This is a genomic window from Corynebacterium mucifaciens (assembly GCF_012396315.1).
In the GTDB taxonomy this organism is placed as follows: domain Bacteria; phylum Actinomycetota; class Actinomycetes; order Mycobacteriales; family Mycobacteriaceae; genus Corynebacterium; species Corynebacterium mucifaciens.
Map to the genome: position 1 here is coordinate 45942 of NZ_JAAXPF010000006.1, position 22309 is coordinate 68250.

General features: G+C 67.3%; 21 protein-coding genes. 4 read left to right on the forward strand and 17 right to left on the reverse strand.

From position 1 onward, the window contains the following. Both recO and era read right to left on the reverse strand, forming a co-directional pair. Positions 1-726 (reverse strand): DNA repair protein RecO, encoded by a 726-nt coding sequence (recO, locus tag HF989_RS06390; RefSeq protein ID WP_168684960.1) that lies wholly within the window; start codon positions 724-726, stop codon positions 1-3. Further along, positions 716-1678, reverse strand: coding sequence for a GTPase Era (gene era / locus HF989_RS06395; protein ID WP_168685123.1), 963 nt, complete (start codon positions 1676-1678; stop codon positions 716-718). Before era ends, recO begins: the two co-directional genes overlap by 11 nt. A 146-nt stretch (positions 1679-1824) precedes the next feature. On the opposite strand from era, the gene HF989_RS06400 reads away from it, so the two are divergent. Continuing rightward, entirely contained in the window at positions 1825-2862 is a 1038-nt protein-coding gene (locus HF989_RS06400; protein WP_168684962.1) for an HNH endonuclease signature motif containing protein, read from the forward strand. A gap of 55 nt (positions 2863-2917) precedes the next feature. Here the strand turns inward: HF989_RS06400 and pdxY are convergent, their stop codons facing one another. The 11 genes from pdxY to HF989_RS06455 all read right to left on the reverse strand — a co-directional run bounded on the left by pdxY (position 2918) and on the right by HF989_RS06455 (position 14482). Next, positions 2918-3790, reverse strand: a complete 873-nt coding sequence (pdxY, locus tag HF989_RS06405) for a pyridoxal kinase PdxY (RefSeq protein ID WP_168684964.1) — start codon at positions 3788-3790, stop codon at positions 2918-2920. Between the two features lie 10 nt (positions 3791-3800). Beyond that, on the reverse strand, positions 3801-4865 hold the full coding sequence (locus HF989_RS06410; protein ID WP_168684966.1) for a 2,3-butanediol dehydrogenase: 1065 nt from the start codon (positions 4863-4865) through the stop codon (positions 3801-3803). A gap of 57 nt (positions 4866-4922) precedes the next feature. Continuing rightward, positions 4923-6242 (reverse strand): CNNM domain-containing protein, encoded by a 1320-nt coding sequence (locus tag HF989_RS06415; RefSeq protein ID WP_168684968.1) that lies wholly within the window; start codon positions 6240-6242, stop codon positions 4923-4925. Then, positions 6239-6823: an rRNA maturation RNase YbeY gene (gene ybeY / locus HF989_RS06420; protein ID WP_168684970.1), complete on the reverse strand. Its 585-nt coding sequence runs from the start codon at positions 6821-6823 to the stop codon at positions 6239-6241. The genes HF989_RS06415 and ybeY overlap by 4 nt, the downstream gene beginning before the upstream one ends. Beyond that, on the reverse strand, positions 6820-7842 hold the full coding sequence (locus HF989_RS06425; RefSeq protein WP_168684972.1) for a PhoH family protein: 1023 nt from the start codon (positions 7840-7842) through the stop codon (positions 6820-6822). The genes ybeY and HF989_RS06425 overlap by 4 nt, the downstream gene beginning before the upstream one ends. Before the next feature lie 11 nt (positions 7843-7853). Further along, on the reverse strand, positions 7854-8573 hold the full coding sequence (locus tag HF989_RS06430; protein WP_168684974.1) for a 16S rRNA (uracil(1498)-N(3))-methyltransferase: 720 nt from the start codon (positions 8571-8573) through the stop codon (positions 7854-7856). Next, positions 8570-9703 carry a molecular chaperone DnaJ gene (gene dnaJ, locus HF989_RS06435; protein ID WP_168684976.1) on the reverse strand — a complete coding sequence of 378 codons (1134 nt, stop codon included), beginning with the start codon at positions 9701-9703 and terminating at the stop codon, positions 8570-8572. Before dnaJ ends, HF989_RS06430 begins: the two co-directional genes overlap by 4 nt. 10 nt (positions 9704-9713) lie before the next feature. Next, positions 9714-10727: a heat-inducible transcriptional repressor HrcA gene (gene hrcA, locus HF989_RS06440; RefSeq protein ID WP_168684978.1), complete on the reverse strand. Its 1014-nt coding sequence runs from the start codon at positions 10725-10727 to the stop codon at positions 9714-9716. 9 nt (positions 10728-10736) lie between these two features. Beyond that, positions 10737-11855, reverse strand: coding sequence for a radical SAM family heme chaperone HemW (gene hemW, locus HF989_RS06445; RefSeq protein WP_168684980.1), 1119 nt, complete (start codon positions 11853-11855; stop codon positions 10737-10739). 10 nt (positions 11856-11865) lie between these two features. Then, on the reverse strand, positions 11866-12534 hold the full coding sequence (locus HF989_RS06450) for a hypothetical protein (RefSeq protein WP_168684982.1): 669 nt from the start codon (positions 12532-12534) through the stop codon (positions 11866-11868). 109 nt (positions 12535-12643) lie between these two features. Further along, a complete protein-coding gene (locus tag HF989_RS06455) occupies positions 12644-14482 on the reverse strand; it encodes an AMP-dependent synthetase/ligase (protein WP_168684984.1) in 1839 nt (612 codons plus the stop codon). Positions 14483-14535: 53 nt separating this feature from the next. Between HF989_RS06455 and malQ the strand changes: the two genes are divergently transcribed. Continuing rightward, the gene (gene malQ, locus HF989_RS06460; RefSeq protein ID WP_168684986.1) at positions 14536-16671 is read left to right on the forward strand and encodes a 4-alpha-glucanotransferase; all 2136 of its coding nucleotides are present in this window, start codon (positions 14536-14538) and stop codon (positions 16669-16671) included. Here malQ and HF989_RS06465 read toward each other — a convergent pair. From HF989_RS06465 to HF989_RS06475, 3 genes are read right to left on the reverse strand one after another with little or no spacing between them, the layout of a single operon-like run. Further along, complete coding sequence (locus tag HF989_RS06465; protein ID WP_168684988.1) at positions 16668-16808, reverse strand: hypothetical protein; 141 nt, start codon at positions 16806-16808, stop codon at positions 16668-16670. The two genes, malQ and HF989_RS06465, sit on opposite strands and share 4 nt — an antisense overlap. Positions 16809-16832: 24 nt before the next feature. Continuing rightward, positions 16833-16970 (reverse strand): hypothetical protein, encoded by a 138-nt coding sequence (locus HF989_RS06470; RefSeq protein WP_168684990.1) that lies wholly within the window; start codon positions 16968-16970, stop codon positions 16833-16835. Further along, positions 16967-18955 carry a M3 family metallopeptidase gene (locus HF989_RS06475; RefSeq protein ID WP_168684992.1) on the reverse strand — a complete coding sequence of 663 codons (1989 nt, stop codon included), beginning with the start codon at positions 18953-18955 and terminating at the stop codon, positions 16967-16969. The genes HF989_RS06470 and HF989_RS06475 overlap by 4 nt, the downstream gene beginning before the upstream one ends. A gap of 31 nt (positions 18956-18986) precedes the next feature. Here HF989_RS06475 and HF989_RS06480 point away from each other — a divergent pair, with 31 nt between their 5' ends. Next, positions 18987-19769 carry a carboxylesterase family protein gene (locus tag HF989_RS06480; protein ID WP_168684994.1) on the forward strand — a complete coding sequence of 261 codons (783 nt, stop codon included), beginning with the start codon at positions 18987-18989 and terminating at the stop codon, positions 19767-19769. Here HF989_RS06480 and HF989_RS06485 read toward each other — a convergent pair. Next, entirely contained in the window at positions 19766-20365 is a 600-nt protein-coding gene (locus tag HF989_RS06485; protein WP_168684996.1) for a hypothetical protein, read from the reverse strand. The genes HF989_RS06480 and HF989_RS06485 overlap by 4 nt on opposite strands. Positions 20366-20436: 71 nt before the next feature. Between HF989_RS06485 and HF989_RS06490 the strand changes: the two genes are divergently transcribed. Next, complete coding sequence (locus tag HF989_RS06490) at positions 20437-22305, forward strand: ABC transporter ATP-binding protein (RefSeq protein WP_168684998.1); 1869 nt, start codon at positions 20437-20439, stop codon at positions 22303-22305. The last annotated feature ends 4 nt before the right edge of the window (positions 22306-22309 follow it).

The following is a 22309-nucleotide window of genomic DNA, read 5'->3' on the forward strand; positions in this document are numbered from 1 at the left end:
TTATGCCTGCTCCATGATCTTCAAACTCTTCAGGCCGGTCTCCAGGTTGAACTGCAGGTGCGCGACCGTGGCGCGGTGAATCTGCGCCGCGCGCTGCGACGACACCGGGCTCCCCCGCTGCATCAGCCACATGTCATGCAGGGTCTCGCGCTCCACGTCCAGCGAGCCCGGCGGGCGGCAGTTGTTGCACACCGCCCCGCCGACCGCGGCGTTGAACGCCTTGTGCGGGCCTGGCGCACCGCAGTTTGCGCAGTTGAACAAGGACAGGCCCCAGCCGGCGTGCTCCGTGGCCTGCAGGATGAAGGCGTCGAGCACCATGGTGGGGTGCTGGTCCGTCTGCAGGTTCTCCAGGGCATCTTTCACCAGCGCGAACAGCGCCGGGTCGGCCTCGTCGTAGCTGAGCTTCTCCGCGGTTTCCAGCACCGCGCAGGCGGCGGCGTAACGGTCGAAGTCGTCGATGATCCGGGCGCCGTAGTAGGTGACGGTGTCGGCGGACGCGATCGTCGCCAGGTTTTTGCCCGGGTAGATCAGCGCATCGACCTCGACGAACGGCTGCAGGCGCGAGCCGAAGCGGCTCTTCGCCTTGCGCACGCCCTTGGCCACGCCGCGGACGAGGCCGTGGTGCTGCGTGAGCAGCACGACCACGCGGTCCGCCTCCCCGAAGTCATAGGTGCGCACCACAAACGCACGGTCGCGCCAGTTTGGGCGCGGGGCCTTAGAAGCCAAGCCTGCCCAGCGCCTTCGGGTCCTGCTGCCAGTTCTTCAGCACCTTCACGCGGACGTCCAAGTAGACGTTCTGGCCGGTCAGCTCGATGATCTGCTTGCGGGCGCGGTGGACGATGCCGCTCAAGCGCCGCCCGTCCGGGCCCTCAATGATGCGTTTTTGGCCGGGGCGCTCCAGGAACAGCACCGCGTAGATCATCGTCCGTGACGGGTTGTCCGGGTCGGGGTGCATTTCGTCGATCTGGACGGCGACGGAGTGCGGCAGCTCGTCGCGAAGCCCCTGCAGCGCCTCTTCCCTAATAAGCTCCGCGATGCGGGTCTCCACGTCCTCGTCGGTGGTGTGGCCCTCCGGGTAGAAGCGCGGGCCCTCAGGCAGGTTGTCCACGATGACGTCGAGCAGGGTGTCCGTCTGCACGCCGGCGGTGGCGGAGACGGGCACGAGGTCCGCGTCCGGGCCGAGCAGCTCGTGCAGCTCCAAGAGGCGCTCGCCGACGGTGTCCTTGCCCGCCTTGTCTAGCTTGGTCACAATGCCCACGATCGGCGTGTTCGGCTTCGTCGTACGGATCTGCTCCAGGATGTAGCGGTCGCCCGGGCCGATCTTCTCGTCCGCCGGGACGGTGAAGCCGATGACGTCCACGTCCGCGAACGTGTCCTTGACCACGTCGTTGAGGCGCTCGCCCAGCAGCGTGCGGGGGCGGTGGATGCCCGGGGTGTCCACCACGATGACCTGCGCGTCGTCGCGGTTGATCACGCCGCGGATGGGATGGCGGGTGGTCTCCGGCTGGTCTGCCATGATCGCGATCTTCTCCCCCACCAGCGCATTCGTCAGCGTGGATTTGCCGGTGTTTGGGCGGCCCACGAAGCTGACAAAGCCGGACTTGAACCCCTCAGGAGTGTCGGTGAAACCGCCTGCGTCGGCGCGGTCGACATCGTTCGCGCTCGCCTCTGCGGGCATGTCGTCCGGGAAATCGGGGAATTCGCTCATGCCTGGTCATCCTACCTGTGGACAACTCCGCTGCGGTGTCAACAACCCGCGGCGGTTATCCACAGCTTTCAAGCAGACGCTTTCCGACGCCGCTTCGCCCGCCTAGCGTGCAGACCATGCACTTCACCGAGTTCGCAACCGCCGACGTCGCAGTGCTCGCCGACTTCTCCCGCAACACCGCAATGGCCGCAGGCCTGTCCACCACCCGCGTGCGCGACCTCGCCCGGGTGCACGCCGCGTTTTACGGGCCGACGCAATTCACCCGCAAACAACAAGACGCGCTCACAGCGGCAGCCGGCATGCCGCTCGACCAGCTCGTCTTGATCGAGAAGAAACTCACCGCCGTTGACACCGCCGCCGAACGCTGGCGCATCCGGTGTGACCTGGTACGCCACCGCGGCTCCTACCGGACACTGAGCAAACGCATCACACGGCTGATCAACCTACCGGTCACACCCGCCCCACCCGCCTGCCGATTCACCCGGTCCAAGGCAGGCATGCGCACCATGACATGGACGTACAACGAGCGCGACCTCGCCGACCTCGAGCACACCCTGCGCGGCACGATCAACCCGAATCAACCCGCGGCCGCCCAAATGGCCGACGCCCTGTTTGACCTACTGCGCGAGGGCCACAGCCTGCCGCACGCTAAGCTGCGCCCCATCGTGCTGGTTCCTGTAGAAGACCACGTCCGCATCCACGCCGGCCACGGCGACGAGGTCACCCTGACACTGACCGACGGCACCACCATCACCGGTGCGCAATACCTGGAGCAGGAATTCGGCGATGTGCTGGAAGTTGCCGCGTTCCACCCCCAGGACGGGCCAGTCAACCTGTACCGCGCACAGCGCTTGGCCAACACGAAACAGAAGACCATGTCGAAGCTGATGTGCCCGGCGTGTGCGTTTCCCGACTGCAAACACTCCGCCGAGACCACCCAAACCCACCACATCCACGCGTGGCGACACGGCGGGATGACCAACATGGACAACCTCGCCGAGCTGTGCCCGTTTCATAACGGGGTCAACGACGACAACCGGGAGGGCAGGTTCGGCCACATCGACAACCCCGGCGGGCGCATCCGGTGGGTCGCCCCCAACGGGGCGGCGGTGCCCATGGACACCCCTGGGGCGATGGAACTGCTCTTCGACTAACCCCCGCTCACCGAAACCCGCGCACGGGCGGGCCATTCGGCATGCCTGGATATGGCTAGAGGGCCTCGACCTCGAACTGGAGCTGTGGGTTGGCGTAGTACTCCTGCGCCTGGACCAGCTGCAGCTCCGACGAGTCCGCTTCCTGGGTGACGCGCAGCAGGTCGTACACGGAGGACGCCGTCTTGGCCAGAGCATCCTTCACGGCGTTTTCCGGGGCCGAGCCAGCGCGGCCGCGCAACACGTGGCCGAGGAAGAGGGCTGCGGTGACGTCGCCGGACCCGTTGCGCTTGAACGGCAGGCGCGGGGTGCGCACGATCCACTTGCCGTGGTCGTCAACGGCAATCATCTCGATCGCGTCCTCCGGTGTCTCGGGGCGCTCAACCGAGGTGACCAGCACGGTGGATGGGCCCATCTCGCGGGCGGCGTCCACCGCAGCGAGGGTGGAATCCAGGTCTGAGGCGTCGCGCTCGGTGAGGTAGCCCAGCTCGAACTGGTTCGGCGTGATGATGTCAGCGGCCGGAACAATCGTGGAACGGAATAGCGGCGGAATGGCGTCGGCCACGAAGCAACCGGATTTCGCGGAACCCATCACCGGGTCGCAGGCGTAGATCGCATCCGGGTTCTCGGCCTTGATGTCGCGGACGGTACCGACGATCACGTCGGCGATTTCCGGGGAGGCCTGGTAGCCGGTGAGGATGCCGTCGATGAGCGGGAAGGCCCCGCGGTCCTTCACGCCGGACAGGACGGCGTCGACGTCGGCGGCCGGGATGATCGGGCCGCCCCATTCGCCGTAGCCGGTGTGGTTGGAGTAGTTCACGGTGTAGACGGGCCAGACCTCGTGGCCGATGCGTTGCAAAGGAAAGACCGCTGCCGAGTTGCCGACATGGCCATACGCTACAGCGGACTGGATGGAGAGAATGTTGCTCATGGCAACAAGTTTAGAGCTCCGGAGACACCAGGATCTTCACTGCGGTCTCGTTGCGGTTGATGAGGGTGTCGAAGCCCTCGTCGACCACGCCGTCGAAGCCGATCTTGCCGGTGATGAACGGCTTGAGGTCGACCTTGCCGTCTTCAACGAGCTTGATGGTCTGCTCGTGGTCGTGGGCGTAGCCGATGATGCCGCGGACGGTCAGCTCCTTCATCACCAGGGCGTGGATGTCAAACTGCGCCTTCTTGGACCAGATGGACTCGACCACGAGGGTGCCCTTGAGCTTCAGGCAGTCGATGAGCTGGTCGAGCACGACGTTGACGGAGGTGCATTCGAAGGCAACGTCGGCGCCCTTACCGTCGGTGATCTTCAGAATCTCTTCCTTCAGGTCCTGCTTCGACGGGTCGATGGCGTAGTCCGCGACGCCCGCGTCGAATGCCTTTTGGCCGCGCAGCTCGGACAGTTCGGAGACGACCACGGTGCACCCGTACGCCTTCGCGACGGCGGCGGTGAGCACGCCGATCGGGCCGGCGCCGCCGATGAGGGCGACGTCGCCTTCCTTCGCCTCCGAGGCGACGAAGGCGTGGTGGGCAACGGAGAGCGGCTCGATGAGCGCAGCCTCGTCGAGGGGCACGTCGTTGTTGATCGGGTGGACCCAACGGCGCTGGACCGCCACCTGCTCGGAGAGGCCGCCACCACCGCCGGCAAGGCCGATGAAGTTCACGTCCGGGTGCAGGTTGTACGGGCCCGGCTCCTTCGGGTCGACGTCGTCCGGCAGCACGTACGGCTCAACGACGACGTGCTGGCCAACCTCGAGGTCGTCTACGCCCTCGCCGAGCGCGGCGACGACGCCGGAGAACTCGTGGCCGAGGGTGACCGGCGGTTCCTCCCCGGTGATCGGGTGCGGGTGGCCGGGCGCCGGGCAGAAGATCGGGCCCTCGAGGTATTCGTGCAGGTCGGTGCCGCAGATGCCGCACCAGGCGATGTCGATGAGCACCTCGCCTTCGCCTGCAACCGGGGCGTCGATTTCCTCGACACGGATGTCCTTCTGGCCGTAGTAGCGCACAGCGCGCATGTGAAGCTCCTCTCGGTCGAAAATCCCTGCTGACAGGTATTATTTTACCGAGAAGTGCTATTTCTCGCCCCCGAGTGGCTCTGTGTCTTCTGCCACAGAGACGAGCACCGTGCGGGTCTTGACGCGCCCGCGGCGGTCGCGGCCACCCTCTGCGGTGTAGCGCACGCCGTCGCGCAGAATCGACGACCCCGGCAGCGGCACTCGCCCGAGCTCGTACGACAGCAAACCCGCCACAGTCTCGACGTTGTCCACCACGTCCTCGGCGTACTCCAACTCGTAGTCCAGGTTGTCGGCGAGGTAATCCACTAGGTCGTCGAGCGGCAGGCGGGCCTGCACCCGGAACGCGCGCGGTTCCACCTCGGTAACTGGCGCTTCCTCGTCCTCGTCGTACTCGTCGGTGATCTCGCCGACGATCTCTTCCAGCAGGTCCTCCATGGTCAAGAGGCCAGCGACGGTACCGTATTCGTCGATAAGCATGGCGATGTGCGTGTTCGCCTGCTGCATCTCCTTAAGCAGCACATCCAGCGGCTTCGAGTCCGGGATGAACAGCGGCTCGCGCATGAACCCGGTGATCGGAGTGCTGGGGTCGAGCGGGGTTCCCCGGTCGTTGAACATGTCTTTCAGGTACGCGACGCCGACGATCTCGTCGACGCTCTCCCCGATCACCGGCACTCGCGAGTGACCCGAGCGCACCATCAGCGCCGTGGCTTGGCGGGCGGTTTTCTCGCCCTCGATCCACACCATCTCGGTTCGCGGGACCATGACTTGGCGGGCGTAGTTGGAGGCGAGGTCGAAGATGTTTTGGATCATGCGGCCTTCGGTGGTTTCCACCACGCCCTTTTCCTGGGCGACCTCCACCATTTCGCGCAGTTCGACTTCGGTGGCGTAGGGGCCGCCCCGGAAGTCCTCGCCTGGGTGGAAGAGGTTGCCCACCCAAATCAGCAGCTTTGCGACGGGCCCAAGCACCACCTGGAACGCCCCCAAGCCCTGAGCCGCTTTCAGCGAGATGGTGTAGGGGTTGCGCTTGCCCGCGGTGCGGGAGAACACGCCGACGATGGAAAACTGCATGAGGGTGACCACGAGCACCGCGACCGCGATCGCCCACCCGTCGGAATCGAACACCCACATGGCCAGCATGGCGGCCGACACCGACGCCGTGACATCGAGCACGGTCCTGACCAAAACAAGGGTATTGACGTGGTTCGCGCGCTGGTCCACCACGCGCAGCAGCGCCTCGGCACCGGGGGTCTCGTCCTTGACCATGCCCTCGACGCGGGCGCGCGAAATCGGTGTGAGGGCCGATTCAATGGAGCCGAGCACGCCGGCGAGCAGCAGCGCGACGATGGTGATGGCTGCGTAAGTCAACGTGGGCGTCACTCGGCGCCACCATCGTTGTCAGCTTGCTTCATGCGCTTGTCCAGCTCGTCGCGGTCTGCGGCGGAGGGGAACGCGTGCGCGCCGGACGGCTTCGGCTGGTACGCAACGCCTCGGCGCGCGAGGTCGTCGTACCAGTCCGCCAGGATCTCGTTTTGCAGCGCGAACATCTCGCGTTCGTCCTTGGCCTCGATGTGGTCGTAGCCCAGCAGGTGCAGCACGCCGTGGACCGTAAGCAGCGCCATCTCGTGGGCGAGATCGTGCCCCGCCATCTCAGCCTGTTTCCGGTCGTACGCCGGGCACAAGATGATGTCGCCAAGCATGGCGGGCCCGGGCATCCCGGCGTCGGGGCGCCCGCCGCCCGGGGTGAGCTCGTCCATGGGAAAACTCATCACGTCCGTGGGGCCTTCCAGGTCCATCCAACGCACATGCAGGTCGGCCATCGTGGGCTCGTCCACGAGCGTGATGGTCGCTTCCGTGTCGGGGTGGACGTCCATGGCGCGCATGGCGTATGAGGCGACGTCGATAAGCATTTGCTCGTTGACCTCGGCCTCGCCGGACTCGTTCAGAACTTCGATGCTCACTGGCCCGCCTCCGCCGCGCGCTCGTCCTCGATGGCCTGCTGGCGCTTCTCATAGCGCAGCGCGTTTTGGGCGTCGTGGCGATCGTAGGCCGCGACGATGCGGGAGATGAGGTGGTGGCGCACCACATCGCCGGCGCCGAGCTCCTGGAACGAAATGTCCTCGATGTCGCCGAGGATGCGGCGGGCCACGCGCAGGCCGGAAACCGTGCCGCGCGGCAGGTCCACCTGAGAGGTGTCGCCGGTGACCACCATCTTCGAGCCGAAGCCCAAACGGGTGAGGAACATCTTCATCTGCGCGCCGGTCGTGTTTTGCGCCTCATCCAGGATGACAAACGCGTCCGAGAGCGTCCGGCCGCGCATGTAGGCGAGAGGGGCGACCTCGATGATGCCGGCCTCGATGAGTTTCGGTATCGCCTCCGGGTCCATCATGTCCCGCAGCGAGTCGTACAACGGGCGCAGGTACGGGTCGATCTTGTCCGAGAGCGTGCCGGGCAGGAAACCGAGCTTCTCTCCAGCTTCCACCGCGGGGCGGGTGAGGATGATTCGCTTGGCCTCTTTGTTCTGCAGCGCCTGCACCGCCTTCGCCACGGCCAGGTAGGTCTTGCCGGAGCCGGCCGGGCCGATGCCGAATGTGATGGTGTTGTCGTCGATCGCGTCCACGTACGCGCGCTGGCCCGCGGTCTTCGGGCGGATTACTTTGCCGCGGCGCGAGATGATCTCCTCGCCCAGGATGTCCGCGACGGACCCCGGCGCCTCAGACTCCAGGATCCGCACAGCCTGAACCACGGTGTCCGGGCCCAGCGGCACCCCGCGGCGGGCCATGGATTCAAGCTCTTCCACCACGCGCAGCGCGTGCGCCGCCTGCTCCGCGTGGCCCTTGACGGTGAGCTGCGTGCCGCGGGCGTGGAAGCCTACGCCGAGCTGGTCCTCAAGGACCCGCACGTTGTCATCATTGATACCCAGAACGGACTGCGCGTACGCCGAGTCGAGCTCGACCTTGCGCGTCACCATTTCTTCCATGGGGGCCTACCCTACCAGCGGGCGGTCAGCGCCCCGATGGCGCAAAGCCCGGCAAACGCCGCCGACGCGGTGCGCAGGACCTCCGGGCCCAGCTTCACGGGGTGCGCGCCGAGGACCTCCAGCTCGTCGTCGCCGATGCCGCCCTCCGGGCCGACAATGAGCCAGATGTCCTCGCCCAGCGCCGCGAAATCGACGTCCCTGATGGAGCCGGTGGCGTCCTCGTGCAGCACGAGTGCGTGACGCTCATCCTTCGCGTCACGCAGTAGAGCGGACAGCTGGTTCGTGGTCACCGGCTCGCGCACCTCGGGCACCCACGCCCGGCGCGCCTGCTTCGCGCTGGACAGCGCCTGGGCGCGCCACTTCTCCACCTGCTTGGCCTGCTTGTTCGCCGGCCACCGCGAGATCGTGCGGTGCGAAATCCAGGGCACAACCGCGTCGGCCCCGCCCTGCACCGCGAGGTCCACGGCGAGCTCAGCCCGCTCGCCCTTGGGCACCGCCTGCACCACCGTCACCCGAGGCGACGGCCGCGGCACGCGGGTCTGCTTCTCGACGACGCCGTCAACCCGGCTCGGCGTCACCGACGTCACGCGGGTGACGGCGGCGGAGCCTTGGCCGTCGATAAGCATGATGTGCTCGCCCGGTTCGATCCGCTTCACGTGGGCGTGCTTGGCCTCGGCGCCGGTGAGCACGCCGCTCGCCGGGTCGTCCGCAAGGAAGTACGGCAGGCTCATCGACGGAACTTGTCGCGCATGCGGGAGAAGAAGCCGTCTCCGTGCGCGTTAGATTCGACGTGGACCTCGGCGTTGTCCGGGCAGCCGTCGCGCAGGTCCTCCAGGGTGGCGCGCTCGTCGTTGGATAGCGCGGTGGGCACGGTGACCTGGACGTGGGCGATCATGTCGCCGGCGCCCTCGGCGCGAAGGCGCGGCATGCCCTCGCCGGGCAGGTGGATGGTGTCACCCGGCTGGGTGCCTCCGGGGACGTCGATGGTCGTGCGCTCGCCGGCGAGGTTGTCCACGCTGAGCTGGGTGCCCAGCGCGGCGTCGTACATGGGCACGGTGAGGCGCAGGTGCAGGTCGTTGTTCTCGCGCACGAAGACCGGGTGCGGCTCCACCTGGACCTCCACGTAGAGGTCGCCGGCAGGCCCGCCGCCGTGGCCGACCTCGCCCTGGCTGGCCATGCGGATGCGCATGCCGGAGTTGATGCCGGCGGGGATGTTCACCACGAGGTCGCGGGTGGCGCGCACGCGGCCGTCGCCCGCGCACTGGGTGCAGGGGTCCTGGATGACCTCGCCGTAGCCGTGGCACGTGGGGCACTCCCGCGTTGTCATCACGTTGCCCAAGAACGATTGCTGCATCTCTTGCACCTGGCCGGCGCCGCCGCAGGTGCCGCAGGTGACGGGCTTGGACTCGGTCTTGGAACCTGTGCCGTGGCACTTCTCGCACAGCACGGCGGTGTCGACGGTGACGTCCTTCTTCACACCGGCGAATGCCTCGTCGAGCGTGATGGAGGTGCGCAGCAGCGCGTCGTTGCCCGGCTGCACGCGGGAACGGGGCTGACGCGCGCCGCCACCACCGCCGAAGAACGCCTCGAAGATGTCGCCCAGGCCCCCGCCGAAGCCTGCGCCGCCGCCCATACCGCCGCCGGCCTCCATCGGGTCGCCGCCACGGTCCACGATCGCACGCTTCTGCGGGTCCAGCAGGACCTCCTGGGCGGCCGCGATCTCCGCGAACTTCTCCGCCGCCTCCTCGGACGGGTTCACGTCCGGGTGGTACTTGCGCGCCAGCTTGCGGTACGCCTTCTTAATCTCCTGCTCGGTGGCTTCCTGGTCCACGCCGAGGATGCCGTAGTAATCGCGAGCCATAACTTCCCTTCTATTCGCCCCGCAGGATGCGGCTGATGTAGCGGGCCACGGTGGCAACCTTTTGCATGGTACCGGGGTAGTCCATATGCGTTGGGCCGACTACCCCGAGGCCGCCGAGCGCCTCGTCGCCCGAGCCGTACGCAGTTGTAACAATCGACGCACGCGAAAATTCCTCGTCTTCGTTCTCGTGCCCGATACGCACCGACACCTGCTCCAGCTCCTGCGCACCCGCCAAAAGCTTGAGCACCACCACCTGCTGCTCCAGCGCGTCGATCACGCCCTGCAGGCCGCCTGACGGCACCACCAGGTTCGACGAGCCCGCGATGATCAACCGGTCCGGGGTGGCGTCCACCAGGGTGGTGATCAGCACTTCAGCGGCGCGAGCGGCCGGGTCGGCGAGGTGCGGCGGAGCTTTCGTCGATACGCGGGCGAGCGCCGCGGACGCATCGCGCATGGTTTTGCCCACCAGCACCTCGTTGAGCAGGTCGCGCAGCAGCCGCACGCCGTCTTGATCGATCGGCGCGGCCAGGTCGACGTTGCGCTGGTCCACGCGCCCGGCATCCGTGATCAGCACGAGCAACAGGCGCGTCGGCGTGAGCTCGACGACCTCGCAGTGCTTGACCCGCGACACGCTCAACGTGGGCAGCTGCACCACCGCGGCCTGGTTGGTCAGCTGCGCCAGCAACTGCACGGAGCGGCGCAGCACGTCCTCCAAGTCCACCCCGTTTTCCAGGAAATCCAGGATGGCGTGGCGCTCCGCGGACGACAGCGGCTTGACGTCGTGCAGCGCGTCGACAAACGCGCGGTAGCCCGCCTCCGTGGGAATGCGACCGGACGACGCGTGGGTCTGCGAGATGTAGCCCTGCTGCTCCAGCACCGCCATGTCGTTGCGGATCGTCGCCGACGACACGCCCATGTTGTGCCGCTCCACCAGCGACTTCGATGCCACCGGCTCCTGGCTGGCAATGTAGTCGGCCACGATGGCGCGCAACACCGCCTGCCGCCTCTCATCCGCGGAACCCATCTCGCCTCCTTACTCGGCTGCCAGGATATCGGTGATGATGCCGTCCGCAAGCAGCCGGCCCGCGTCCGTCAGCCGCAGCCGCTCGCCGGTCTCGAGCAGCCCCGCGCGCTCATGCCTCTCGACGACTCCGCGTGCCCCCTCCCCGATCCACTCCGCCGGGATGCCTTCCTTCAACCGCAGGCCGAGCATGACCGCCTCGGTGTGCGCCTCCTCGGCGGTGATGATTTCGGAGTCGTGGACGGGCAACGCGCCGTCGGCAAGCAGCTGCGCGTACGTCTCGGGGCGCTTGACGTTGAAGAAACGCTCACCGCCGATGAAGCTGTGCGCACCGGGGCCTGCGCCCCACCACTGGCGGTTGTGCCAGTAGATGAGGTTGTGGCGGCACTGCCCGCCCGGTTTCGCCCAATTGGACACCTCGTACCAGCCGTAGGCGTTGGCGTCGAGGGTGGAGGCGATGAGCTCGTAGCGGTCCGCGTAGACGTCCTCTTCGGGGGCAGGAAGCTCGCCGCGGCGAATCTTGCGGGCCATGGCGGTGCCGTCCTCGACAATCAGCGAGTACGCGCTGACGTGGTCCACGTCTGTGCCCAGGATCGCGTCGAGGGTGCGGCGCACGTCGTCGTCGGTCTCGGTGGGGGTGCCGTAGATCATGTCCAGGTTCACGTGCTCGAACCCGGCGGCACGGGCCTCGCGCGCCGCGGCGACCGCGCGGCCCGGGGTGTGCTGCCGGTCCAGCACCCGCAGCACCGGCGTAGAGGCGGACTGCATGCCCAGGGACACGCGGGTGAAACCAGCATCCAACAGCCCCGCGAAGTACTCCGGGCTGGTGGATTCGGGGTTGGACTCGGTGGTCACCTCCGCGCCGTCTGCCAGCCCGAATGTGTTGCGCACAGCGTTGAGGATGCGCGAAAGCCCGTCCGCGCCGAGCAGGCTCGGCGTGCCGCCGCCGATGAACACGGTCTCGGCCGGCGGCAGCCCGCGGGCGGCGGCTAGCTCGAGCTCGCGCTCCAGCGCGTCCAAGTACTGGGCGTGGGAGGAGTCCACCTCGGTGGGTGTGTAGGTGTTGAAGTCGCAGTACCCGCAGCGCGTCGCGCAAAACGGGACGTGGACGTACACGCCGAATGCATCCATACGGCTTAGGTTAGGCCCCGCGGCGGGAACGCTTGGCGGCGACCTTCTGCACGATGCGGTCGATGCGGGCGCGCTCCTCCAAAAACGCCGGCGGGTTGGACCCGCGCATGGTGCGCGCGAACGCGGGGTGGTCCACACAGACGGTCTCCACCCAGCCCGTCACGGCCTCCTCCACGATCTCGCCCACCCGGGCGTACAGGTGCGGCAGCGACACCACACCGAGCTCGCGGGCGACCATGTCGGTCTGCTCCAGACAGTAGGACACCACCTCTCCCAAGTGCTGCACAACAAGGTCGGTGCGGCCGGTCAGCGCGTCCTGCATGGTTTGGACCGAAAACGGGGCCTGCAGGGGGAAGAGGTCGTTGAGGCCGGAGGCGTCGAGAAGCTCGGGCTCAGGGATGCGCTCCTCGGGCTTCACCCCGACGGAGAGGTACCCGGCGGCGCGGCCGGAGGTGAGCGCCTGGCGCAGGCCGATCAGCTCGGCGACCACGCGGCGGGCGTCCTGGCGGGCGTCGTCGACAATTTCGACGAACTCGGCGAGGCAGTCCTCGGTGAGCTCGCCGTCGTAATCCGCGATCGCCTCGGCGAGGTGCTCGGTGTACTCCGCGACCTCGTCGCCGATGTTGTAGATCTCCTGGGTGAGCTCGCGGTGGCGCAGCACAGCGGCTGTTTTGTGCATCCCGAGCCCTCCTTGGAAACGCCTGTGCGGTAGTGACTAATTAGCGACAAGTTGGCATGCTAGGCCACAGCCACAGCGGAGGAAGGAAGGCGCGCCGATCTGAGCCGCGCTAGCGCTGGTACAGCTTGTCGATGTCCTCCTGGAACCGCTGAAACACCACGTTGCGCTTGACCTTCATGGTCGGCGTCATCTCGTCGTGCTGCTCCGACAGGTCGCGGTCTAGGATGCGGAACTTCTTGATTGCCTCGGTGCGCGAGACGGTGGCGTTGGCCATGTTCACCGCGTCCTGCACCTCCGCGCGCAGCGCCGGGTCCTGGGCGAGCTCGGAGACCTTCTTCGACGCCGGAATGTTGTGGTTGGCCTTCCAGCGCTTCAGCTCCTCCTCGTCCAGGGTGACTAGCACGCCCACGAACGGCTTGCCGTCGCCCACCACGAGCGCGTTCGAGATCAGCGGGTCCTGGCGGATGATCTCCTCCATCGGCCCGGGCGAAATGTTCTTGCCGCCCGCCGTGACAATAAGGTCCTTCTTGCGGCCGGTGATGGAGACGAAGCCCTCCTCGTCTACCTCGCCCAAGTCGCCGGTGTTGAACCACCCGTCCGTGATCGCCTCTTCAGTGGCGGCCTCGTTGCGCCAGTACTTGGAAAAGACGCCGGGGCCGGCGAACTCGATCTCGCCGTCGTCGTTGATGCGCACGCTATAGCCGTTGACCGGCCGCCCCACGGTGCCGATCTTGTTGGCGTGCGCGTTGTTCACGCACGCCGCGGCGCAGGTCTCGGTCAACCCATAGCCCTCGTAAACGGGCACGCCCATGCCGCGGAAGAAGTGCGACAGATCCGCGCTCATGGCGGACCCGCCAGTAATCCCGTACCAGACGGAGCCACCCATGGCGTCCTTGAGCTTGGTGTAGACCAGCTTGTCGTAGACAGCGCGCTTCGCCTTCTGCACCCGCGACGGACCTTCCGGGGTGTCCAGCGCCTTCGAGTACTCGATCGCGGCCTTCTCGGCCTCGAGGAACATGCGCTTGCCCACGGCCGAGCCGTCGGCGGCCTTGTTGTACGCGCCTTCGCGCACCTTTTCGAACACGCGCGGCACGCCGACCACCAAATTTGGGCGCACGCGCTGCAGTTCCACCATCAGCGTCGATGTGTCGGACCAGTGCGACTGGGTCGCGCCCGAAATCGTCCACGCCAGGGATACCGCGCGCGCCAGCACGTGCGCCAGCGGCAGGAAGGTGACCATCCGCTGGCCCGGGTAGGACACTCGGCCGATCTCGTTTTCCAGCAGCGCCCAGCACTGGTACGCCCAGTTGCCGTGGGTGATCTCCACGCCTTTGGGTCGCCCGGTCGTGCCGGAGGTGTACACGATGGAGCCCAGGCTTTCGTGGCGGGTGGCGCGGACCCGCTCGTCGACACGCGACTGCTCCACGTCTCGGCCCTCGAACTTGATGGTTTCCACCCCGGCGGCGTTGAACTCGTAGATGTGCTCGAGCTTGGACGGCGAGTCCGCGAACTTCGGCTTCCCCGTCTCGTCCAGCAAGAACGGGCTCATCAGCTGCGTGTGGTCGCGCGTTTCGGTGAAGGCGATCTTCGCGCCCGAGTCCTCCAGGATCCACTGGATCTGGTGCATGGAGGACGACGGGTAGATGGGCACCGACGCGGCGCCGGCGGCCCAGATGGCAAAGTCGAGCAGCGACCACTCGTAGCGCGTGGACGACAAGATGGCCACGCGGTCCCCCGGCTCAATGCCCGCGGCGATGAGCCCCTTGGCCACATCGTAGACCTCCTGCAGGAACTCTGCGGCGGTGACGGACACCCACTCGTAGTTGCGCGGACGGTAGTAGAGCACCAAGTGGGGGCTCTCCTCGCAGGTGCGAATCAGCCTGCTTAGGCACGTGTCCGTGTCGTTGAGGGTGAATCCAAGTTCCGTCGTGTGCGCATCTGAAGGCATGGTGGTCAACACTACCCCAGCGTGCGCTGCCCGGCTTTGGCACAATGCGTGGGGTGACCAACGTGGAACTGCTGCACGCCCTCGCCGAGTCGTACGGCTTTGGCACCTCCTACCGCGCCTCGAACGGGCTGGTCACGGAGCCGCCCGCCGAGTCATTTGTGAAGTTGCTCCGTGCGCTGGGCGTTACGCTTAGCGACGACCCTTCGGACGAAGAACTCCACTTCCACCTCCACGCCCGCCAGGAATTTTGGGCAACCCGGCCCCTTCCGCCGTGCGTGGTGGCCACCGAGGGGACGGAAAAACACTTCAACGTGCACGTGCACGACGGACACTTCGCCCACAGCTGGATCCGGCTGGAAGACGGCTCCTCGCGCGACGCGTACCAGGACGAGAACTGGGCCCCGCCGTTTACGGCTTCCGACGGCGTGGTGTGGGGCGAGGCCACCTTCCACGTACCGGGCGACCTGCCCGCCGGCTACCACGAGCTGCACTTAGAGTCCGACAACTTGGACGAGGTCTGCCCGCTGATCGTGGTGCCGTCGGCGTTGTCCACCAACGCGGAGGTTGTCCGGGACCCGGTGTGGGGTGTGATGGCGCAGCTGTACTCCGTGCGCTCGCTGGACTCGTGGGGCATCGGCGACTTCCACGACCTCGGGGCAATCGCCGAAGCGGTGGCGGCCGAGGGCGCCGATTACTTGTTGATCAATCCCGTGCACGCCGCCGAACCGGTCCCGCCTATCGAGGACTCTCCGTACCTTCCCACCTCCCGCCGGTTTGTTAACCCTATCTACATCGCCGTGGAGCAGGTCCCTGAATTCGCCATGTTGGACGAAGAGGACCGGGAGGACGTGGCGGAGCTCGCCGCGGAGCTCAAGGCGATGAACCACACCGCGGAGCCGCTCCAGCGCGACAGGATTTATGCCGCGAAGCTGGCCGCGCTGCGCACGCTGTTCTATCTCTCTGCCGCGGACGACGCACGCACCCGCGACTTCGAGCTGTTTTGCCTTGACGAGGGCGAAGGGCTCGAGCAGTTCGCGCAGTGGTGTGCGGCGCAGGCCTCCGAGTCGGAGCACCACGGCGCGCCGAAACACGCCGGCGAAGACCCCCAGGAGCTGGTGCAGTTTTACATGTGGCTGCAGTTCATCGCCGACGAGCAGCGCCGCGTGGCGCAGGAACGCGCCCTGGCGGCGGGCATGCGGCTGGGCATCATGACCGATCTGGCGGTGGGCATCCACCCCGGCGGCGCAGACGCGGCCACCCTGCACGAGGTGCTCGTGCCCGACGCATCCGTGGGCGCGCCGCCGGACCAGTACTCCCAGCAAGGCCAAGACTGGTCCCAGCCGCCGTGGAACCCGCAGCAGCTGGCGGAGGCCGGGTACGGGCCGTGGCGCGACCTGCTGCGCACCGTCCTGCGCCACTCCGGCGGCATCCGCGTGGACCATGTCCTGGGGCTGTTCCGCTTGTTTTGGCTGCCGCGCATGGACACGCCGATGCACGGCGCGTACATGAACTACGACTTCGAGGCCATGGTCGGCGTGCTCGTGCTGGAGGCGCAGCGCGCTGGCGCCGTGGTGGTGGGCGAGGACCTGGGCACGTTCGAGCCGTGGGTACAAGACGTGCTGCGGGATAAAGGCATCTTGGGCACGTCCGTGCTGTGGTTCGAATCGGTGCCGCCGGAAGTGCCGCGCCCGTCGCAGCAGTACCGCAACCTGGCACTGACGGCGGTGGGCACCCACGACCTGCCGCCAACGGCGGGATACTTAGAGGGCGCGCACAACGAGTTGCGCCACGAACTTGGCCTGGTCGCGGAGACGCTCGAGGAGCTCAACGCGTCCGACGCAGTGTGGATCTGCCAGGTGCTCGCCGCCGCCCAAGCCGAGGGCGCCTTCGACGGCACGCCGCTCGCGGAGGCGGACTTCCTCGACCGCGACCTCGGCGAATACGACGACGTGGCCACCCTGGTGGAGGGCCTGACCAGGTTCGTCGCCTCCACCCCGTCCGCGATGACCTGCACAAACTTGGTGGACATGGTGGGCGACACCCGCATCCAAAACCAGCCGGGCACCAACAGCGAGATGTACCCCAACTGGCGCATCCCGCTTTGCGACGCCTCCGGCACGCCCGTGCTCATCGAAGACCTGCCCGACGAGCCGCTGTTCAGGCGCATCGCCGCCGCAAGCACTCGCTAGAGAGCACCCACCACTGCGGCGACGACGACCAGCGCGATGAGCACCCACATCACCTGGGTCACCCGCGACTGCGGGTACTTGCGCTGCGGCTTAGGCAGCTTCTGGTCCTGCTTACGCAGCTCTTCGGGGTTCGCCATGGGGCACCAGCCTAGCCGGATGCGTCAACGGCGGGAAACGCGACGGGCAATCGCGTCGATGCCGCGCACCAGCGCGTAACCGGCAGCGCCGCATGCAGGGGCCGCCACGGCGAGGATCACCGGCACCTGCAACCAGGGGCTCAACCCCATCAGCCAACTCATTGGACGGGTGAAGGCTCGTCGGTCGCAGCGCCCGTCGCAGAGCCCGCCAGCCCGCGGCGCTGCAGCAGCGGGCGGGTGTCTTTGTCGCGGCCTCGGAACGCGCGGTAGGCCTCCGCGTAGTCGCGCGAGGCACCTTTGGACAGGATGGCCTCCCGGAACTTCGCGCCGGTGGCGCGGTTGATGCCCTCCTCCGCCACCAGCTGGTAGCCGTCCGCGTCCAGCGCCTCGGCCCACAGGTACGAGTAGTAGCCGGCCGAGTAGCCGCCGGCGAAGATGTGGTTGAACCAGGTGGAGCGGTAGCGCGGCTCTAACCCGTCCACGTCGAGGCCGTACTGCCGCAGCACGGATTCCTCGAAGGCAGCGATGTCCGAAGGGATCTCGCCGTCAAGCGAGTGCCACGCGAGATCGATCGCGCTCGCCGCGAGGTACTCGGCGGTGGAGAAGCCCTGCCCGAACTGGCGCGATGCCTCCAGCGCCTCCAGCAGCGGGCGCGGGATGACCTCGCCGGTGTCCACGTGGCGGGCGTAGTTGCGCGCGATTTCGGGGGCAAACGCGTAGTTCTCGTTGATCTGGGAGGGAAACTCCACCCAGTCGCGCGGCACGTTAGTGCCGGAGTGGGACGGGTATCGCACGTCGGACAGCAGCCCGTGCAGGGCGTGGCCGAACTCGTGGAAGACCGTGGTGACCTCGTCGATGGTGAGCAGGTTGGAATTGACCGACATCACGTTGACCACCACCGGCTTGGTTCCCGCGAGGTGGGACTGGTCTACGAACGAGCTCATCCACGCGCCGCCGCGCTTGGACGGGCGGGCGTTGTAGTCCGTCAGCAGCAGGCCGATGCCCGTACCGTCTTCCTCTTTCACCTCCCACACGTCCACGTCGTCGCGGTAGCCGGCGAGGTCGCCGCGCTTTTCCACCGTGATGCCGTAGAGCAGGTTCGCTGCGTAAAACACGCCGTCGGTGAGCACCTGCTCGAGCGGGAAGTACTTGCGCAGATCCGCCTCGTCGATGCCGAGCTCTTCCTCGCGGCGCTTTGCCTGCCAGTACGGCCAATCCGCGCCGCCCAGCTCCTGGCCCGCGAGCTCGCCGGCGAGTTTGCGCTCCGCCTCGGCGTTGGCGGCGGCCGCGGGGGCAAGATCCGCGATGAGCTGCCGCGCGGCCGCCGCCGTGCCCGCGGTTTCCTCGGCGATGACGTAATCCGCGTGGGTGTCGAAGCCGAGCATCTTCGCCCGCTCCTGGCGCAGCCGCACGGATTCGAGCACGATGTCGCGGTTGGATTCCCGGCCGCGGGCGCGGGACGCGTCGAAAAGCTTGTGCCGCGACGCAGACACCTCGAGCTCCGCCTGCAGGGCCTGCGTGGTGGGCAACTCGATGGGCACCACGTAGTGGCCGTCCTGCTCGTAGGCGGCGAGCTGGTCCTCCGACAACCCGGCGAGCTCCTCGCGCTCGAATGTCACCGCCAGCGCCTTGGTGTCCGTGAGCAGGTTGCGCCCGAAGCGTTCCGAGAGCTCGGAGAGGCGCTGGTTGATCTCCTGCAGGCGCGACTTGCCTGCCGCGTCCAGGTCGGCACCGCGGCGGGTGAAGCGCCGCGTTAGCTCGCCGTGGAGCCGCTGCGATTCCTCGTCCGCCGGCACCTCCACCGCTTTCATGCGCTGGTAGAGCTCGTCGTTTTGGTAGATCGAGTCCACGTGCGCGGAGAGCCGGGGCACGATGCGGTCGGCCACCGCGTCGAACTCCTCGGTGGCATCGGTGCCCTGCAGGTTGAAAAACCAGGCCATTACCCGGTCCAGGTCTGCGCCCGCGAGCTCGAACGCCTCCACCGTGTTCTCCCACGTCGGCTCCGCCGCGGTGGTGATCTCGGCGATCTCGGCTGCGTGTCGCTTCAGCGCCACGTCGAAGGCGGGCTCCACGTGCTCGAGCCGGATGTTGGCGAAGTCCGGCAGGTTGTACGGCAGGGTCGAGGGGGTGAGGAGCGGGTTTGTCATGGCGGACAGTGTAGGCGGTTACGCTTTGCCCATGGGCGATACCGACATCACTTGCGCGGCCGGCACGATCCGCGGCCGCACGCGTGGCGGGGTGCGCGAGTTCGCGTCCGTGCCCTACCTCGCGCCAGCCGGCGCGTTCGACGACCCTGTGCCGCTTGAGCAGGGCATGCGTATCGACGCCACCGCGCCGCACCCGAACGCCCTCTCCCTGATCACCCCGCTCGGTGCGCGACCCGGCGCGGATTGCCCGGTGGTGGTGTGGTTGACTGCCCCAGCCGGGCAGGACCTGGACACCGTCAGCTTTGTGCACGTGCACGTTCCCCACCGCACCGGGTTTGAGGGCTTCCTCCCCTTCCCTGCGGACCCCATCGCGCACTTTCGCGGCGTGGCGGATGCGGCTGTGGCCCTTTCCTGGATCCAACGCAATATCGAGGCGTTCGGCGGCGACCCCACCAACGTCACCGTGGCCGGCGCGGGCGCAGACGCTGCGGTGGCGCTGTGGCTGTGCCGGCGTGACCACTACGCCGGCGAGTTCCGCCGCGCGTGGGCGGCAGACCCAGTCTTTCCCCGCGCGCCCTACGCCAAGCGGAAGTGGGCGGTGCGCGCCCTCCTGTCCGCTCCGCTGACGCGCGCGAAGCTCAACGAGCTGGCGGAAAACAAACCTGGCCGGGTGGAGCGAAGCTACCGTCGATACGCGAGCGTGTTCGGCTCGCTTGGCCCGCACCCTTGGGACGACGCCGAGCTGGCAGACCTCGTGGACATCCGCGTCGCGGATGGGCTCGACGCCCGGGAGATCGCGCGGTTCGCCCGCTAGTTGTTCAGGTTGCCCTTGAAGGTGACGTTGCCGATGGTGAACTCCGCGTCCCAGAGCTCGCTGGTGGACACATCGAACGGGTACTTCGCGTTCACGGTCGCCCCCGGGCCCAGCGGGCGGTCGAGGCCCACGACGTCGACATCCGCATCTTCGCCGTCGGTCTGAAACTCCGCGTCCTTCATGTCCGGCTTGGAGCTGCTGTTGGCGTTGTAGCGCAGCGTGGGCGTCAACGCGTCCGCGGGCAGGGGCGCGTCCGACTCGTTGGTGATCGCCACCACGACGATCGAGCCACCGTCCGCCGAGTAGGCCGTTCCCTGCCACTTGTAGGACAGCTCCATGGCCGGGTCCTCGACGCGCTCCCCGTCCGTCTCGTCGCTTTCCACCGGATCGACCTCTTCGACCTCGAAGGTCTTGCGCTGCACGCCGATGCGGTCGTCGGCCTGGCCCTGCGGCGCGTCCTCCGCCGCGGTGACTTGCGTGGAGCTGACCGTGTCCTGCGCCGCCTCGTCGTCCGCGCACGCGGTGAGTGTCAGCGTGGCGGCGAGGGCTGCTGCGACAAGCGTGGCGCCTTGCGCGCGGCGGGTGCGGTGGGACATGGGTGCCTCGTTTTCTCGCGGGTTTTTGAAGGTTCTGCACCACTGTACAGCCCGGGTAGTGTGTCGAAATTATGCAGTCTTTGATGCGTGTCGCCCGCAGCGCTTCCGCCCTCTGGCCGTACTACGTCGCCGTGGTGGTGGTGTCCTCCCTGGTGGCGGGACTGGGGTTGGTGTCGCCGTTTCTGATCAGGGAAGCGACGGACACGATCGTGGCAACGCTTGGCGACGCCTCGCTGCCCGACCCGACCCGCACCGTCATCTGGCTGGCCATCGCGCTGTTCGCCGCCGAGGCGTCCGCGTCGCTGCTGCGCAACGTGTCCGGCTACTTGGGCGACGTGATGGTCGCGCGCATCCGCCAGATCCTGTCCACGCGCTACTTTGCCAAGCTGCTCGCGCTGCCGCAGCGCTACTACGACAACCAAGTCACCGGCACGATCATCGCGCGGCTGGACCGCTCGATTGCGAACGTGACGCAGTTCGTCCAGTCCTTCACCAACAACTTCTTGCCCATGCTGATCCAAGTGATCGCGATCTTGGGCATCACCGCGTACTACTACTGGCCGCTGACCGTGCTGCTCGCCCTGCTGTTTCCCCTCTACACGTGGCTGACCGCGCTGACGTCCAAGCGGTGGCAGGTGTTTGAAAAGGAGAAAAACGCCAACATCGACGAAGGCAACGGGCGCTTCGCCGAGGTGGTGGGGCAGGTGAAGGTGACCAAGTCCTACGGCGCCGAGGTGCGCGAGCTGGAGAAGTTCGGCCGCCACTACACCAACACCGTGGAGATCACCCGCCCCCAGTCGCGCTGGTGGCACTCCATGGACACCGCCCGCGGCGTGGCCATGAACCTCATTTTCCTGGCCATCTACCTCATCCTGTTCACCCGCACGCTGGACGGGCACTTCACCGTCGGCGAGATGGTGATGCTGATCCAGATGGTCACCATGGCCCGCCAGCCGGTGACCATGATGAGCTGGATCGTGGACTCCGCCCAGCGCGCCATCGCCGGCTCGCGCGACTACTTCCAGGTCATGGACGAGCCGGTGGAGCCCACCGCAAACCGCCAACTGGTGGCGGCGACGCGCACCTCGGGCATGCCGGAGCTCGAGCCCGCCCAGCATGCGCCGCTCGCCGTGCGCGAGCCGGTGGTCGCCTTCGACGGCGTCACCTTCGAGTACCTCCCCGGCGAGCCCGTGCTCCACAACGTCAGCTTCACGGCCCACGAAGGCGAGAAGATCGCCCTGGTCGGCGAATCCGGCGGCGGCAAGTCCACGATTGTGAACCTGCTGCTGGGCCTCTACCCCATCACGCAGGGGCAGCTGCGCGTGTGCGGCGAGGAGATCGGCGAGCTGGAGGTGGAGAAACTGCGCGCCACCACAGGCGTGGTGTTCCAGGAAGCCGCGCTGTTTTCCGGCTCCGTGTTTGAAAACATCGCCTACGGCAAGCCGGACGCGACGCTGGAAGAGGTCGTGGAGGTGGCCAAGCGCGCCAACGCCCACGACTTCATCATGAAGTTCACCGACGGGTACGACACTGTCATCGGCGAGCGGGGCTTGCGCCTGTCCGGCGGGCAGCGCCAGCGGGTGGCCGTTGCCCGCGCGATGCTGAAGGACGCGCCGCTGCTCATCCTCGATGAGGCCACCTCCGCTCTGGACACCAAGGCCGAGCGGGCCGTGCAGGCTGGCCTAGACGAGCTGATGGTCGGGCGCACCACGATCATGATCGCGCACCGGTTGTCCACCATCGCGGGCGTGGACACGATCATCACGCTGCGCGACGGACGCGTCGACGAAATCGGCTCGCCCGACGAGCTCGCCGTCTCCGGCGGCATCTACTCGGAGCTGTTGCGCCTGACCGCGTCGTCCTCCGCCGCAGACCGGGCGCGGCTCAAGGCGTTCGGCTTCCACGTCGAGGGCGCGGAGAGTGAAGACGGCGAGGAGTAGGCAT

Coding starts and splice junctions, on each gene's coding strand:
- HF989_RS06465 (WP_168684988.1), bottom strand. CDS start 16,808: ATGGCGAACCCCGAAGAGCTGCGTAAGCAGGACCAGAAGCTGCCTAAG.
- hemW (WP_168684980.1), bottom strand. CDS start 11,855: ATGGATGCATTCGGCGTGTACGTCCACGTCCCGTTTTGCGCGACGCGC.
- HF989_RS06455 (WP_168684984.1), bottom strand. CDS start 14,482: ATGCCTTCAGATGCGCACACGACGGAACTTGGATTCACCCTCAACGAC.
- HF989_RS06470 (WP_168684990.1), bottom strand. CDS start 16,970: ATGAGTTGGCTGATGGGGTTGAGCCCCTGGTTGCAGGTGCCGGTGATC.
- HF989_RS06450 (WP_168684982.1), bottom strand. CDS start 12,534: ATGCACAAAACAGCCGCTGTGCTGCGCCACCGCGAGCTCACCCAGGAG.
- hrcA (WP_168684978.1), bottom strand. CDS start 10,727: ATGGGTTCCGCGGATGAGAGGCGGCAGGCGGTGTTGCGCGCCATCGTG.
- HF989_RS06400 (WP_168684962.1), top strand. CDS start 1,825: ATGCACTTCACCGAGTTCGCAACCGCCGACGTCGCAGTGCTCGCCGAC.
- HF989_RS06490 (WP_168684998.1), top strand. CDS start 20,437: ATGCAGTCTTTGATGCGTGTCGCCCGCAGCGCTTCCGCCCTCTGGCCG.
- HF989_RS06430 (WP_168684974.1), bottom strand. CDS start 8,573: ATGAGCCTGCCGTACTTCCTTGCGGACGACCCGGCGAGCGGCGTGCTC.
- HF989_RS06485 (WP_168684996.1), bottom strand. CDS start 20,365: ATGTCCCACCGCACCCGCCGCGCGCAAGGCGCCACGCTTGTCGCAGCA.
- pdxY (WP_168684964.1), bottom strand. CDS start 3,790: ATGAGCAACATTCTCTCCATCCAGTCCGCTGTAGCGTATGGCCATGTC.
- HF989_RS06425 (WP_168684972.1), bottom strand. CDS start 7,842: ATGGAAGAAATGGTGACGCGCAAGGTCGAGCTCGACTCGGCGTACGCG.
- dnaJ (WP_168684976.1), bottom strand. CDS start 9,703: ATGGCTCGCGATTACTACGGCATCCTCGGCGTGGACCAGGAAGCCACC.
- HF989_RS06475 (WP_168684992.1), bottom strand. CDS start 18,955: ATGACAAACCCGCTCCTCACCCCCTCGACCCTGCCGTACAACCTGCCG.
- HF989_RS06480 (WP_168684994.1), top strand. CDS start 18,987: ATGGGCGATACCGACATCACTTGCGCGGCCGGCACGATCCGCGGCCGC.
- HF989_RS06410 (WP_168684966.1), bottom strand. CDS start 4,865: ATGCGCGCTGTGCGCTACTACGGCCAGAAGGACATCCGTGTCGAGGAA.
- era (WP_168685123.1), bottom strand. CDS start 1,678: ATGCCCGCAGAGGCGAGCGCGAACGATGTCGACCGCGCCGACGCAGGC.